Below are 14,611 nucleotides of genomic sequence, written 5' to 3'. Positions count from 1 at the left end.
AAATATTTAAAAGTATGCAAAACATTCCTAGTGTTGACTTGCGTGATTTCCTTTCGGACGACCCGAAACGTAAACAAAAATTTGTAAATGAAATCGGAAGTGCATTTGAAGATATTGGCTTCGTAGCACTCAAAGGGCATTTTTTAAACGACCAGTTGGTTGATGAATTGTATGGTGAAATCAGAAATTTTTTCGCTTTACCTTTAGAAACAAAACACGGGTATGAAATTCCTGGTATTGGCGGACAAAGAGGGTATATTTCTTTTGGAACAGAGCATGCCAAAGGCAGAAAAGAAGGCGATTTGAAGGAGTTTTGGCACTTTGGACAATACGTATCCGAAGGTTCAAAATATGCTTCTGAATATCCTGAAAATGTCGAAGTAAAAGAACTGCCTCGTTTTAATGTAGCCGGTAAGGAGGCCTATCAAATGCTGGAGAAAACCGGTGTTTATGTTTTAAGAGCTTTGGCAATTCACCTTGGTTTGGATGAATTTTATTTTGACCAATATGCCAAAGATGGAAATTCAATCTTACGACCTATTCACTACCCACCAATCACGTCTGAACCAGAAAATGCTATTCGTGCTGCTGCTCACGGTGATATCAACTTGATTACTTTGTTGATGGGTGCGCAAGGGAAAGGGTTACAAGTGCAAAATCATAACGGAGAATGGATTGATGCCATTGCAGAACCGGATGAATTAGTGATCAATGTGGGTGATATGTTATCGCGTCATACGAATAACAAATTGAAATCGACCATTCATCAGGTGGTAAACCCACCAAGAGAGTTATGGGGAACTTCACGGTATTCTATTCCGTTTTTTATGCATCCGGTGAGTGATATGAAATTGAATTGTTTGGAAAACTGTATTGATGCAGAACATCCAAAAAAATTCGAAGACATTACTTCGGGAGCCTATTTATACGAACGTTTAGTAGATTTGGGACTTATTAAAAAATAAACTTAAATTTACTTCAGATACCAAAAGACATTAAGTGTATGCTTAATGTCTTTTGTTTTTTTTTAATGGTGGAGACTTAAAGAAAACAGCATAATTTTAACCACATAGAAACATAGATAGAACAGAATAATACAAACCATTTTTGAATTTACATAGCAATGTTTTACTGTAAAAAAGTAAAACGCATCATTCTATGAAATATGGCTATGATTCTATGTGGTAAAAAATAATTTAAATATAATATGGACTTACAAGACCAATTAAAAAACCTTTTTCCAGATCACGAACCATCGCCTGAAGAGCCGATTGAAGAAATGACACACGAATTATACGTTCAAAAAGAGCCTATGATTTGCAAATTCGAAAAACGAAAAGGAAAAGCAACCACTATAATTGAGGGTTATGAAGGAACCGACGCCGATTTTAAAGTTCTTGCTAAGGAAATTAAAACTAAATTGAGTGTTGGCGGTACTTTTAAAGATGATTCTATCATTATTCAAGGTGATTATCGCGATAAAATAATGATTATTTTAAAAGAAAAAGGCTTTAAAGTAAAACGTGTGGGAGGGTAATCCCCACCTAACCTCCCCAAAGGGAAGGAACCAAAACGAAATAAAAGAATACAATCTAAATCAGGAATCGGCTCCCTCTCTTTTGGAGAGGGCTAAGGAGAGGAAAAAATACTTTAATAATGATACAATCATCCGAATTAATATTAAATCCAGACGGTAGCGTTTACCATTTGAATTTAAAACCAGAACATATTGCACACGATATCCTCTTTGTAGGAGATCAAAATCGCGTGGAGAAAATCACACAGTTTTTTGACAGTATTGAATTTTCGACACAAAAAAGAGAATTCAAAACCCAAACCGGGATTTTCAAAGGCAAACGAATTACTGTAATGTCCACAGGAATTGGTCCTGACAATATTGATATCGTTATTAACGAACTGGATGCTTTGGTCAATATTGATCTAGAAACCCGTCAGCCAAAAGAAAAGCTAACTTCATTGAATATCATCCGAATTGGAACTTCGGGTTCTTTACAAGCGGATATTCCTGTGGACAGTTTTGTACTATCAAAATTCGGATTAGGATTGGATAACATGCTCCGCTCCTATTTGATTGACGAAGTTTCGAATCTTGAAATGGAAGATGCTTTTGTAAAACACACCAATTGGGATTTACGAAAAGGAAAACCATACGTAATCGCATGTTCCGAAAAATTGGAAAAAATGATAGAAAGCAATAAAATGCACAAAGGAATCACAGCAACTGCTGGAGGTTTTTACGGACCTCAAGGCCGCGTATTGCGTTTAAATATTCAAGATGAAGCGCTGAATTCTAAAATGGATAATTTTAAATTCGGTGACAACCAAATCACGAACTTGGAGATGGAAACTGCAGCAATTTATGGACTATCGGCACTTTTAGGGCACAATGCATTGTCATTAAACGCCATTATTGCCAATCGTGCTTCGGGAACATTTAGCAAAGATCCATACAAAGCCGTTGATGAATTGATTGCGTATACATTAGAAAAAATTGCTTTAGGATAGAGAAATTAATTTTCAAAATCTTCTCCATTTGTAGTTTTAAAAAAGTGCTGTTTAATTTTTTTAAAACTACATTTGTTTTTAGAACAAAATGATAATGAAAATAATACTTACAGGTGCAACAGGAGTTTTGGGATCTCATATTATGTATGAAATTCTGGAGTTTTTCATCAACACTAAAATTGATGGAAAACTATTTATTATTGCCCGAAATAAAGGAAAAAACTCCGCTTTAGATAGAATAAACGAACTTTTATCCAGCAGCTATACACCACAAATCATAAAAGACAAAGGGATAGCAAAACTGCACGAATACATTGAAATCATTGATACTGATTTGGCTGTCATTCAGGACACTTTTTCAAGCCAAATAAAAGATGCGTATTTCATTCATTCGGCTGGATTTGTGAATTTATCTACCGATGAAGAACAACGCGAAAAGATTTTTGAAGAGAATACTAAAATCACAAAATCCCTTTTCAATCTATTTCATCCTTTCATAAAAAAGTTTATCTACATCGGAACTGCTTTTTCATCTGGAAACCGAAAAGGATTAATTGACAATGATTTTCATAGTTTAGGATTCAAACCCGAGCATCGCAATGCCTATGAAAATGCTAAATTCCATTCGGAAAATTTTATAGCACAAGAATGTAAAAAAATTGGTTTGCCTTTTCAAATTCTGCGTCCAAGTGTGATTGGAGGCAAAATGTTAGGAACTGAAAATCCGTATTTTATTTCAAAATATATGGTTTTTTATCTTTTGGCAAAATTTTTTCATTTTACTTCCCAACGAAAAGGAGAACAAGAAAATGTGCGTTTTATCGTTAACGAAGACACCGTTTTGAACATTATTCCGGTGGATTATGTGGCAAAAGTGATTGTAAATACGTTTCAAAGAGACGATATTGAACAGCTTAATATTGTACATCATAAAAGTTTCAATATGGCAGATGGATTACAGTTAATCATGAGGGAAGTGGAGTACACTAATTTTACTTTGATACAAAATTCACTGGATTTTGCATATAAAAACACCATCGAAAAACTGTATTATGAAAGCATTGGCAAACATTTAAATCCGTATTTTACTACAGCTGCCAACGAATACGATACCACTTTGTTGAACTCCATTCTGGAAATACCCAAACTAGATCAGGAAGCCTTCACTAATATGATTCGGTATGCAAAATTGAATAATTTTAAAGATATAAATGTGTGATTGCTTCATTCCTCGCAATGACATAATACCACTGCTACCAGACTAAATCGTTAACCATGAAATTTTTAGTAAGCCATGAATCTTATTTTAGAAACCGACCGATTAATTTTAAGAGAAATGCTATTTTCAGATGCCGACGCATTATTTGAAATGGACAGCAACCCTAAGGTCCATCAATATCTTTGGAACAAACCATTAACGGATATTAGCGAAGTACATTCCTATATAAAACTGGTTAGAGCACAATACCTCCAAAATAACATTGGACGATTTGTAGTTATTTTAAAAGAAACTAAGGAATTAATTGGTTGGGCAGGTTTAAAATTCAATACAGAAATAGTCAACAACAAAATTAATTTTTATGACATTGGCTATCGATTAAACGAAAAATTCTGGGGTAAAGGATATGCCAGTGAGGCGAGTTTTGCTTGGTTGGATTATGGTTTTAATGAGATGCATATCAAAATTATGGAAGCAGCAGCACATACAGAAAACATTGCTTCTAATAGAATTTTACAAAAAATTGGACTAAAAATGACCGAAAAATATATGGAGGAAGGCGTTTCTTGGAATTGGTATGAATTAAATAATCCTAACGCATAATGACTACAATAAAAATAGCGGGTGTTCCAGAACATTTCAATTTACCTTGGCATTTAGCCATTGAAAGCGGCGATTTTAAAAAAGAAAATATTGATTTACAATGGACCGATGTTCCCGAAGGAACCGGAAAAATGTGTCAAATGCTGCGTGATTGTGAAACTGATATTGCTGTAATACTAACCGAAGGAATCGTAAAAGATATCGTTGCTGGAAATTCAAGTAAAATAGTTCAAGTTTATGTAGAGAGTCCCTTAATTTGGGGGATACACGTAGCTGCAAATTCAAAATACAACACTTTAGCTGATCTTAAAAACACTAAAGCTGCGATTTCTAGGTTGGGTTCTGGATCGCAATTAATGGCGTATGTCAATGCCGATAATCAGTCCCGTCTACATTCGGGATGGAAAACAGATACTCTTCAATTTGAAATTGTAAATACTATTGATGGAGCTGTCGAGGCCTTGACAAACGGAACTGCAGATTATTTTATGTGGGAACGTTTCATGACCAAACCATTAGTTGATAAAGGTATTTTTCGTAGAATTGCGGATTGCCCAACACCTTGGCCTTGCTTTGTAATAGCGGTACGTAAAGAAATTCTTGAAAAACATTCAGATGTTATTTCAAAAATTTTATCAATTATAAACCAAACTACGAGTAAATTTAAAGATATTCCCAATATAGATAAAACATTAGCACTAAATTATAATCAAAAAATAGAAGATATTCAAGAATGGCTGTCGTTAACACAGTGGTCACAAAAACCATTAACTGTTGAAATGTTAAACAAAATTCAAAATCAGCTTTTTCAACTTAAAATTATCGAGAAAAAAGGTACTTTTGAAGACATTGTAAAAGCAGTCTAGATTATTGTTTTTATGCTACCATGATAAAAATAAAAAAAATCAATTTTCAAGGAATTAAACAAAAATTTCAGGTTGCAAAACCTTGGGACGACGTTATTATTTTTGTCCTGAACATATTGATTGCCATTCCGGTTTTTATCATCTTACATCAGAATTTAATCAACCCAAATTGGCCTCTTAATATTGATAGAGTCGTTCTGTTTATAGTAATGATAGTCGTTATTCAAGTGCTCTTGCGGTTCATGAGAACGATTATTCTTTTTTGTATTATCCTTTATTTTTTAATTTTAATTTATGGTTCTACTATAGGAAATTATGGGTTTAACAGCGTTTTTGAAGATTACAATTCTATCATGTATACCATGTCAGACAATCCATATCCGCAAGATATTATCATTGCTAAGCTACTTCCTTTCCCTAGTAAATCTAAGATTATTAATGCGATAGAATATCAAAATCCTAAAATTAGAAATTTTGCAATTATGGCAACGTCAAAACATTTTAAAGATATAAAAGGGTATTCGGATTACAGGACTATTATCCAGTGTTTTGCAGTTTTCAAAGAAATTAACAATCGGTGGAACTACGTCAGCGATCCAAAAGGCGGGGATTATATAGCAACAGCCACGGAGTCCTTACTTTATTTTTCGGGTGATTGCGATGACCATTCGATATTAATGGCAGCCAGCATCAAAGCTATTGGCGGTACACCGCGATTGATTCATACCAAAGGGCATATTTATCCGGAAATTTTGATTGGTTCAGTTACTGATTTAGAAAAAGTAAATTTTCTAATTAAAAATATCCTTTTTGTAAATGAAAGCAAAGAAAAAAAACTCTTTTATCATGTTGATGAACGCGGCCAAATCTGGATGAATTTAGATTATACGGCCAGATATCCCGGAGGTCCTTTTTTATCAGAAGAAATTTTAGGAGCTTTGACCTTGAATTAATTAAAAGCTTTTTTTAGTACTAATACTTCTCATTTGATAAAAATTAATGAATCTTAAAGAAAAACCAATTGCAGTATTTTCTAATTTTTTTGATACTTTTTGAGAGTTATTTTCCGCTCTAAATACAGAAGTATCCCGTTGTTACGTCATTTTATTCATTAATTTTTTCTATCTTAACCCAACTGAAAATATTATTTTAATTAAAGTGTGCTATGGAAAATTCAAAACTCAAAGCCTTTATTCCTTTATTTTACCTTGCTTGGTCAGACGATCTTTTAACTCAAAAAGAGTTTGTTACTTTGCAAGAGTTCATACGCTCACAACAATGGATTTCCAGAAAAGAGCAGGAATATCTACTTTCAAAAGTAACGGTTTCAGCACCTCCTTCAAGAATAGAACTTGCGGAGTGGAAATTTGAAATAGATACTGCTATTGATCAGAATCCTTTGCTGAAATCTATATTTGATGTTTCAATGGTACTTGCAGAAAAAAATTCTGTTATCAAAGATCTTGCGACTGATTTTATGAAACTGGAAAACGATTTGGGAATTTTAGGTGAAGAAGCCGTTTCAAATTTAAAAAAAACGGCAAAAACCGTTACTTCAAATTATCATACGAGCAACACATTCGACATAGAAAAACTAACTCAGATTCTGGATGGCAAACAGGCTGCTATTATTAAAAAAGTAAAAACGGTCATCAGTCGACCAGATTTTGCCTATGAAACTTCGACTGATATAGCGGTTTATCGTGAAAAAGTATACGATTGGTGCACAATTCTTGCAAAAGAAAATCTGGGAAATATGGCGTATCCTAAAAAATACGGCGGCGGTGAAAATAGTGCCGATTATTTTGCTATAATGGAAACATTAAGCTACCATGATTTAAGTCTGGTTATTAAATTTGGAGTGCAATTCGGGCTTTGGGGAATGAGCATACAATCACTAGGTACCGAAAAACATTACAGCAAATACTTAAAAGATATTGGTTCGCTAAAGTTGCCCGGCTGTTTTGCCATGACCGAAACCAATCACGGTTCAAATGTAAAAGGATTAGAAACAACTGCTACTTATAACCACGACAACCAAACGTTTATCATTCATACACCACATGAAAAGGCGCAGAAAGAATACATTGGCAATGCGGCAGTACACGGTCAAATGGCTACGGTATTTGCTAAATTGATTATTGATGAAATGGATTACGGCGTAAATGCCTTTATTGTTCCAATACGGGATACTAATAGTACAATCCTGAAAGGCATTACTATTAGTGATTGCGGACATAAAATGGGACTTAATGGCGTTGATAACGGTACCATTCGTTTTGAAAATGTCGTTATTCCAAAAGAAAACATGTTGGATCGATTTGCTTCGGTAAATGATGAAGGAAAATTTGAAAGTCCAATTCCAAGTGACAATCGCCGTTTTTTTACGATGTTAGGCACTTTAGTTGGCGGCCGAATTGGGATTCCGAGATCTGCTTTGGCGGCAGCCAAATCCGGATTAACAATAGCAATACAGTATAGCGACTCACGCAGGCAATTTGGACCCGAAGGCGGTTCAGAAGTTCCAATCTTAAATTACAGAATACACCAACGCAGGCTACTGCCTTTGCTGGCAAAAACGTATGCCATTCATTTTGCGTTGCAATACGTGACAAATAGATACCTAGAACGAACAGAAACTGAAATGCCAGAAATTGAAGCCTTGGCTGCCGGAATGAAAGCGTATTCAACCTGGAGTACTACTGCTATTTTGCAGGAATGCCGTGAAGCCTGCGGTGGCAAAGGATACCTATCAGAAAACAGGATCGATGCCTTGAAAAATGATACCGAAATCTACACAACCTTTGAAGGGGATAATACGGTATTAATGCAATTAGTTGCTAAAAACAGGTTGTCGGAATTCCGCAAGACATTTGGAGAAATGGATGCTATGGGTATAATAAATTACGTTTTTGAGACTGCTAAAACTGCTATTGCTAAAAAAAATCCTATTATAACCCGAAAAACAGATGAGGATCATTTATTAGAGGATGCCTTTCATCTGGATGCCTTTCAATATAGGGAAAAAACAATATTGGCATCGGCAGCAAAACGATTAAAAAAACTGATTGATGGCGGACTTGAACCTTATGATGCCTTTAATGTGGTGCAGCACCAAATGATTGATGTGGCTCAGGCATATCTGGATCGAATTGTTCTGGAGCAGTTTCAAAAAGCCGTACAAGCTATTGAAGATCAGAAAAACAAGGAAATAGTGACAAAATTATGCCAGTTGTATGCGCTTTCACAAATGGAGAAAAATAAAGGCTGGTATCTTGAAGATGGCTACATGGAGGGGATAAAAACAAAAGCCATACGCAAGATGATCAATCAGCTTTGCTGGGAAATAAGGCCGGATGCTGTCTCATTAGTAAAAGCATTTGACATTCCGGATAGTTGCCTTGCAGCACCAATTGCATTCTAAGGATTCAAACTCTTAAAAGTAATTTTCTTTAAACTTAAAAAACTCCATTATTTCTAATGGAGTTTTTTTGTGGTTCATACTGAACTTACAAACCGTTTTTTACCGGATTTAAATAAGTTAGCATTGCAATTTAAATGGGCTTTAAATTGCATCCTATAATTTACAGACTATTATTTTTTAACAAATTAATCTTCAGGTCTACATATTGCAGCTGAAGGTTGTTTTTTAGCACTTCATATTCTGCAGAAATAAATTGATTTTTTACGAATGAATATAAAATAGCTTCCACTTTTCCGCTTTCAAATTTGGCTTGGGTAGTGGCCAGAGACGCCTTCGCATAAGACTGTTTTTGGTTCAATTTATCTTGAAACTCCGTATAATTTCTTTTGTTTTGATTTTCTAATTCTATTTGATTGTGCAACCGTTGTTTTGTCTGTTCTATAACCAACTTTGATTTTTCACTACCTAGTTTTGAAGCACTAATTTTTTTAGTATTCCTAAATCCGTTGAAAACCGGAATTGTCAATAGCATCGCAATCTGATGACTTTTATTAGCTTGTAGTTGCGTAAAAAAAGGGTCCGCGATTGTGTTTCCCTGGTTTAAAGTTTTATAATAAAAAGAGGAAAACCCATAATAGGCTGATAACACCGGTAAATTGAGCGCGCGTTCTACGGTAATTGATTTCAAACTGTTTTCGTATTGGAGTTCCGCAAGCTTTATTTTAGGATTAAATATTTGTTGATCAAAATCTTCGGTGGCTCTTTCGTTAAAATAAGACACCAATACAATTGCATCATAAAGGCTCGTATCGCTAACATTCATGAGTTGGAACAATTGCATTTTTTTAATAGTATACAATTGTTCGGTTTCCAAATTTCGGTTTTCTTCCTCCGAAAAGCTCAATTGCATATCATACAAATCGCTTTGAGGTTTGCTACCAATTGCTACTTCTTTAGTTACTCTGTCCAAATTAAAAGCAGCTTGTTTCAGTTGTTCATTTTGGATTTTAGATAATTCCTGAGTATAAAGTGCCTGATAATAGCTTTCCAAAAGCTGCAGTTTATATTCGTTTTCTAAAACTTCTTTTTCGGCTTTGGCTTGTTCGATATTGATTTTATCTTTTTGAGCATTCGCAAATGCGCCGAAATCAATCAGATTCGTTCTGGAATTGAGATAAAAATTATCACTTTGAAAATTAGAACTTACCCTTGCATTAGTGGCTGGGTCAATCGTGGAACCTAAAATGTACCCTTGTTGTCCATTTAAATTGATAGTTGGCAACATTCGATTTAAAACCGAATTTTGTGATCGCTCTGTTCTTTTTATTTCTAGCTGCCTAATTTTTATTTCGATAGTATTCTGCAAACCCGTTTCCATGCATTTTGTAAGCGACCAAGAATTTTCTTGACCGCTGGCAAAAGCACTAAAAATTAAAAATAAAAGTGTTATAACTGTTTTTCTATTCATATTTTAAATATTTCAAAACATCTGTTTTTGTTGCTTGATAGGCTTTTAAAAGCACAATTATCAATGTTAAAACTAATAGTATGAGGAATCCAAAAATAAATGGAAATACAGTGATGTCAATCCTAAAGGCGAAATTTTCGAGCCATTTGTTCAACAAATAATACACTGGAAACAAAGCGATTAAAAACCCAATGATGCAATACAAAATATATTGTTTTGATAATTCTTTAAGCAAAGTATTGGTTTCTGCACCCAAAGTTTTTCTGATAGCAATTTCTTTCATCCGACTTTGTATCGAATAAGAAGCCAAAGCAAACAGCCCGAAAAGCGCAATACCAATTACCACAATATTTAACAATGAAAAAAGATTCTTTTGTTTTACATAGGTTTCATAGGTTCTGGCGTACTCCTTATCAACAAAATCATATTTGAATGGGTATTCAGTATTGACTTTAGAAGTCCATAATTTCTCGATATCGGCTATGCTATTTTCCATATCATCAGCTTTTAGTTTTACATACACTCGACGAATGGCTGAGTAAGACATATTGAAGGAAGTAGCATGAAAAATTGTCATTGGCGGAACTTGGTCTTCTGGACTAAATAGATTGAAATCTTTTACGACTCCAACTATTTTTAATTTTTTTCCAAGCAATTCAATTTCTTTTCCCAACGGATTTTTCTCCTTTATCATTTTGAGAGCTGTTTCATTTATGATAACTGAATTAATTGTGTCGCTAGCAAATTTTTCGTCAAGACCTCTGCCCTTTATCACTTTAATTTTCATCATGTCAAGCATACCAAAATCAACAGCCATATTTTGTCCTTGAAAATTTACCTCTTTATATGCAACGTTTGAAGACATTGCGCCATCACCAAACTTAACAATACCTGTCGAAGCCTGTTCAACTCCTTTTATCTTAGATAATTCCCGTTTAATAGTAGTATATCTATTGAATATATTTTGCAATAAAGGCGCTTCCTGATAATAGTCTGAAGCAGGGGGAGTAAAAGTTATAGACATTACTTGATCTCCCTTAAATCCAAGATCTTTATTGCTTAAATAGTTGACTTGCTGATAGACAATATGAGATCCAATAATAAAAAATGTCGCAATAGAAAATTGTAAAACCAGCATACCGTTGCGCAACCAAACGCCACTTTTACTTCTTCCGAAATTCCCTTTCAATACTTTTAAGGTTTCAAAATTGGAAATATAAACCGCTGGAAATATCCCTGCAACCAAAATGGTAATCATAAAAATTACAAGTAATTGCAAATAAAATTCATTGCCGTTTATTATTAATTCTTTTTCCAAAAATTCATTGTAATAAGGCAACCCTAACTCTACAATTACCAATGCCAATAAAATAGAAAACGAACTGATAAGGATTGTTTCAAAAATGAATTGACTAATAATATTGCCTCTTGATGCACCAACTACTTTACGCACACCCACTTCTTTGGCTCGCTTTATGGCATTGGCCGTAGCCATATTGACATAATTGAAAATGGATAAAATGAGAATTAAAACAGATAAACCAACCATTATAAGTAGAAACTGATAGTTACCTCTCCCCTCTGGATAGCCATCAACAACGGAGTGCAATCTGGCGATTGAGAGCGGTTCCAAAATAATTTTAATACGGCCATCTCTTTTAATTACATCATCAGGTGTAATTCCTTGTTCTTTCGCATTGTTTAGCGTTAATTCATTATAATATATTTGTTCAATCTTCTTTTTGATATCCTCTGCGTTAGAATAGGCTTTTAGTTTTAGAAAGACTTTAAAATTAAAAATATCTCGTTGGATATTATTTGAATCTAAATTCCTTCCTATCCTGTCAATCAATATCTCTGGAACAATGGACGAATTTCCAGGAATACGATAAACTGCGCGAACAACAAACATTCCGTAAAAAACTTTTAGTTGTTTACCGATAGGGTTTTCGTTACCAAAAACTCTTTTCGCAACATCTTCCGAAATGGCAATACTCGTTTCATCTTTCAATGCTGAAATAGCGTCTCCTTTAATAATTTTAAAAGGAAAAAACGAAAAGAAATTACTTTGAACATTGATGATTTTGTTGATTTCTTCACTCTTTCCGTTATAGAAAATTCGGTCATTTACATAATCCCCTTTCATATATAAGATAGTTTCAATTTCAGGATCTTTTTCTAACAAAGATTTTAATATCGGAGGTTGATTTGCAGATACGGTTCCATCAGGCATTTCAATCAATACCTGAAATACATTATCTTTTTCTGGATTCCAAGCGTTATAACTTTGTTCGTCATTCCAATAAAGCAATGCGAAAATCAATCCTGCAATTCCAATCGCTAAGCCGAAAACATTCAAAGCAGCAAACAACTTCTCGTTTTTGAGATGGTATAAAAATATTCGTGTCCAATTTTTTAGCATGATTGATAGAATTTATTGGTTGATTAACACATCAACATTACGACTATTTGTTTTTTCTGAAAGTATCATTCCATCTTTCATCAAAATTGTTTTTTGGGAAAAAGACGCATCGTACTCAGAATGTGTAACCATCAGGATCGTTGCTCCGTTGGAATGTAGATCAGTGAGCAATTCCATAACTTCATTTCCATTTTTGCTATCTAGATTTCCTGTAGGTTCATCGGCAAGGATGATTTTCGGATCGTTAATTAAAGCTCTTGCCACGGCCACACGTTGTTGTTGTCCTCCGGAAAGCTGTTGTGGATAATGTTTTAATCGGTGTGAAATCCCTAATTTATCGGCAATTGCTTCTACTTTTTTCTTTCTGTCTGAAGAAGGAACTTTGTTATAAATCAATGGCAATTCGATATTATCATAAACCGATAATTCGTCTATCAAATTGAAATTCTGAAAAATAAAACCAATATTTTCTTTTCTGGCTTTCGATTTTCCTTTTTCTTTCAATCCAATCATTTCCTGATTTAACAATTGATAACTTCCACTGGAAGCGCTGTCGAGCAATCCTACAATATTTAATAAAGTGGATTTTCCACTTCCCGAAGGCCCCATGATGGACACAAAATCACCTTGATTTATGGTTATAGAAACTTCACTTAATGCTTTCGTTTCTAATTCCTCGGTTCTAAATACTCTTGAAAGATTTTTAATTTGAATCATACTATTGTTCGTTTTTTGATTGATGCTATTTTTATGTTTCCTACTATTTCTTATTCTAAATTTAATATTTCCGCCCGTTTATAATCTTTGTACGATGACGTGATTACTTTTTCGCCAGCTTTCAATCCGCCAAGAACTTCATAATATAATGGATTTTCTTTCCCAAGTTTGATTGCTCTTCGTTCTCCTTTGCTGCCGTTGACAACAAAAATCCATTTCCCATTGGTTTCTTCATAAAAACTTCCTTTGGAAAGCACTACTGTTTTTGTTTTTTCTGACAAATTTAATTTAACCCCAAAACTCAATCCCTGTTGTAAATTCAAACTTTCTGAGGAAGTGAAATTCAATTCGACCACAAATCGTCCACTTTTTATTTCGGGAATGACTTTCGTAATCTGAACACGGATTGGTTTTCCATTAAAATCGACTGTTCCTTTTTGGCCATCAGTGATTTTGTTCAAATAAAACTCATCCACATCGGCAAGCAATTTATAGCCTTTCATTACATCAATTGTCCCAATACTTAGTCCCTGAATGTATGTTTTCCCCAGGATCGGTTCAAAAGAAGAAAGTCTTCCTGAAAGCGGGGCTGAGATTAAAAAATGCTGCTTGTTTGTTCTCAAAATCCCCAAACTTTTATCCATGAAAGCGATAGATTGATTCAGTTGTCCAATTTGGATTTGATTCGCCCGTTTCTCTTTGGTAACACTTTCCTTAATGATTTTCATTCTTTCTTTCTGGAAACGTAAATTTTCTACTGTTTTTTCCCATTCATTTTTAGAAAGGATTTCTTGCTCAAATAATTTCTTATTTAAATCGTATAAATTTTTAGAATCCAAATAATCGTGCTCTATTGCAATTAAATCTTTGGCCAAATTCAACTCCTGGTTTCTTAAATCGAGTTTTGATTTGTTCAAATTATTGATTTGTTCGATAATGGCAGTTTCTTGTTGCATATAATTCAACTCGGTGTTGGGATTGTAAAGTCGGGCCAAAGCTTGTCCTTTTTTTACCATCGCCCCATTTTCAACATAAATTTCCTGAACAGCGCCACCTTCGGTAATATTAATCAAAATAGAATTCAATGGCGTTACTTTTGCCTGAAACACGATAAAATCTTCAAAGAAATTATTTTCGACTGTTTTAATAGTAATTTCTGCTCTTTTGACATTCAGGCTCCTTTTTTTAGTCACTGAAGAATAAACCAAAAAGCCAAAAACCAAAAAAAGCGGCAATGCGATGAATAGATACTTATTTTTATTATTTTTACGAGGAAGGATGGTGTCCATTGTTGCTATTTTCAAGTGTACAAAGCAATTTCGTGCCAAAATTTTAAACCTTGCAATCGCCTGATTTTTAAATATTT

The 14,611-nt window shown here is 34.1% G+C and carries 12 protein-coding genes; 8 read left to right on the top strand and 4 right to left on the bottom strand.

All coding sequences use genetic code 11. The features are described 5' to 3' along the window. Nucleotides 1-14: 14 nt before the first annotated feature. The 8 genes from EKM05_RS02195 (at nt 15) to EKM05_RS02160 (ending at nt 8,638) form a co-directional block, all read left to right on the top strand. Nucleotides 15-965: an isopenicillin N synthase family oxygenase gene (locus tag EKM05_RS02195; protein ID WP_126459743.1), complete on the top strand. Its 951-nt coding sequence runs from the start codon at nt 15-17 to the stop codon at nt 963-965. A gap of 242 nt (nt 966-1,207) precedes the next feature. Continuing rightward, nucleotides 1,208-1,537, top strand: a complete 330-nt coding sequence (locus tag EKM05_RS02190) for a translation initiation factor (protein WP_126459745.1) — start codon at nt 1,208-1,210, stop codon at nt 1,535-1,537. A gap of 119 nt (nt 1,538-1,656) precedes the next feature. Next, nucleotides 1,657-2,526: a nucleoside phosphorylase gene (locus EKM05_RS02185; RefSeq protein ID WP_126553227.1), complete on the top strand. Its 870-nt coding sequence runs from the start codon at nt 1,657-1,659 to the stop codon at nt 2,524-2,526. A gap of 94 nt (nt 2,527-2,620) precedes the next feature. Next, nucleotides 2,621-3,745: an SDR family oxidoreductase gene (locus tag EKM05_RS02180; RefSeq protein WP_126553225.1), complete on the top strand. Its 1,125-nt coding sequence runs from the start codon at nt 2,621-2,623 to the stop codon at nt 3,743-3,745. Nucleotides 3,746-3,820: 75 nt separating this feature from the next. Next, on the top strand, nt 3,821-4,348 hold the full coding sequence (locus EKM05_RS02175) for a GNAT family N-acetyltransferase (protein ID WP_126553223.1): 528 nt from the start codon (nt 3,821-3,823) through the stop codon (nt 4,346-4,348). After that, nucleotides 4,348-5,214, top strand: a complete 867-nt coding sequence (locus tag EKM05_RS02170; RefSeq protein WP_126553221.1) for a substrate-binding domain-containing protein — start codon at nt 4,348-4,350, stop codon at nt 5,212-5,214. The genes EKM05_RS02175 and EKM05_RS02170 overlap by 1 nt, the downstream gene beginning before the upstream one ends. Nucleotides 5,215-5,234: 20 nt before the next feature. Beyond that, nucleotides 5,235-6,167, top strand: a complete 933-nt coding sequence (locus EKM05_RS02165; RefSeq protein WP_126451587.1) for a transglutaminase — start codon at nt 5,235-5,237, stop codon at nt 6,165-6,167. Between the two features lie 212 nt (nt 6,168-6,379). After that, nucleotides 6,380-8,638: an acyl-CoA dehydrogenase gene (locus EKM05_RS02160; protein WP_126553219.1), complete on the top strand. Its 2,259-nt coding sequence runs from the start codon at nt 6,380-6,382 to the stop codon at nt 8,636-8,638. Between the two features lie 160 nt (nt 8,639-8,798). On the opposite strand, the gene EKM05_RS02155 is transcribed toward EKM05_RS02160, so the two are convergent. Genes EKM05_RS02155 through EKM05_RS02140 form a run of 4 tightly spaced genes read right to left on the bottom strand, consistent with a single transcriptional unit; the run spans nt 8,799 to nt 14,534 of the window. Continuing rightward, complete coding sequence (locus tag EKM05_RS02155) at nt 8,799-10,106, bottom strand: TolC family protein (protein ID WP_126553217.1); 1,308 nt, start codon at nt 10,104-10,106, stop codon at nt 8,799-8,801. Further along, complete coding sequence (locus EKM05_RS02150; RefSeq protein WP_126553215.1) at nt 10,099-12,528, bottom strand: ABC transporter permease; 2,430 nt, start codon at nt 12,526-12,528, stop codon at nt 10,099-10,101. Before EKM05_RS02150 ends, EKM05_RS02155 begins: the two co-directional genes overlap by 8 nt. A gap of 12 nt (nt 12,529-12,540) precedes the next feature. After that, nucleotides 12,541-13,245, bottom strand: coding sequence for an ABC transporter ATP-binding protein (locus EKM05_RS02145; protein WP_126459762.1), 705 nt, complete (start codon nt 13,243-13,245; stop codon nt 12,541-12,543). Between the two features lie 50 nt (nt 13,246-13,295). Further along, a complete protein-coding gene (locus tag EKM05_RS02140) occupies nt 13,296-14,534 on the bottom strand; it encodes an efflux RND transporter periplasmic adaptor subunit (RefSeq protein ID WP_126553213.1) in 1,239 nt (412 codons plus the stop codon). Nucleotides 14,535-14,611 lie beyond the last annotated feature (77 nt).

The sequence above is a fragment of the Flavobacterium sp. GSP27 genome (assembly GCF_003970395.1).
In the GTDB taxonomy this organism is placed as follows: Bacteria; Bacteroidota; Bacteroidia; order Flavobacteriales; family Flavobacteriaceae; genus Flavobacterium.
This window is presented reverse-complemented; position numbering and strand designations above follow the sequence as displayed.

What these genes read in the sequence shown, in the direction of transcription:
- EKM05_RS02140 (WP_126553213.1), bottom strand. Translation starts at nt 14,534, where the DNA reads ATGGACACCATCCTTCCTCGTAAAAATAATAAAAATAAGTATCTATTC.
- EKM05_RS02145 (WP_126459762.1), bottom strand. Translation starts at nt 13,245, where the DNA reads ATGATTCAAATTAAAAATCTTTCAAGAGTATTTAGAACCGAGGAATTA.
- EKM05_RS02190 (WP_126459745.1), top strand. Translation starts at nt 1,208, where the DNA reads ATGGACTTACAAGACCAATTAAAAAACCTTTTTCCAGATCACGAACCA.
- EKM05_RS02170 (WP_126553221.1), top strand. Translation starts at nt 4,348, where the DNA reads ATGACTACAATAAAAATAGCGGGTGTTCCAGAACATTTCAATTTACCT.
- EKM05_RS02180 (WP_126553225.1), top strand. Translation starts at nt 2,621, where the DNA reads ATGAAAATAATACTTACAGGTGCAACAGGAGTTTTGGGATCTCATATT.
- EKM05_RS02175 (WP_126553223.1), top strand. Translation starts at nt 3,821, where the DNA reads ATGAATCTTATTTTAGAAACCGACCGATTAATTTTAAGAGAAATGCTA.
- EKM05_RS02185 (WP_126553227.1), top strand. Translation starts at nt 1,657, where the DNA reads ATGATACAATCATCCGAATTAATATTAAATCCAGACGGTAGCGTTTAC.
- EKM05_RS02150 (WP_126553215.1), bottom strand. Translation starts at nt 12,528, where the DNA reads ATGCTAAAAAATTGGACACGAATATTTTTATACCATCTCAAAAACGAG.
- EKM05_RS02195 (WP_126459743.1), top strand. Translation starts at nt 15, where the DNA reads ATGCAAAACATTCCTAGTGTTGACTTGCGTGATTTCCTTTCGGACGAC.
- EKM05_RS02160 (WP_126553219.1), top strand. Translation starts at nt 6,380, where the DNA reads ATGGAAAATTCAAAACTCAAAGCCTTTATTCCTTTATTTTACCTTGCT.
- EKM05_RS02155 (WP_126553217.1), bottom strand. Translation starts at nt 10,106, where the DNA reads ATGAATAGAAAAACAGTTATAACACTTTTATTTTTAATTTTTAGTGCT.
- EKM05_RS02165 (WP_126451587.1), top strand. Translation starts at nt 5,235, where the DNA reads ATGATAAAAATAAAAAAAATCAATTTTCAAGGAATTAAACAAAAATTT.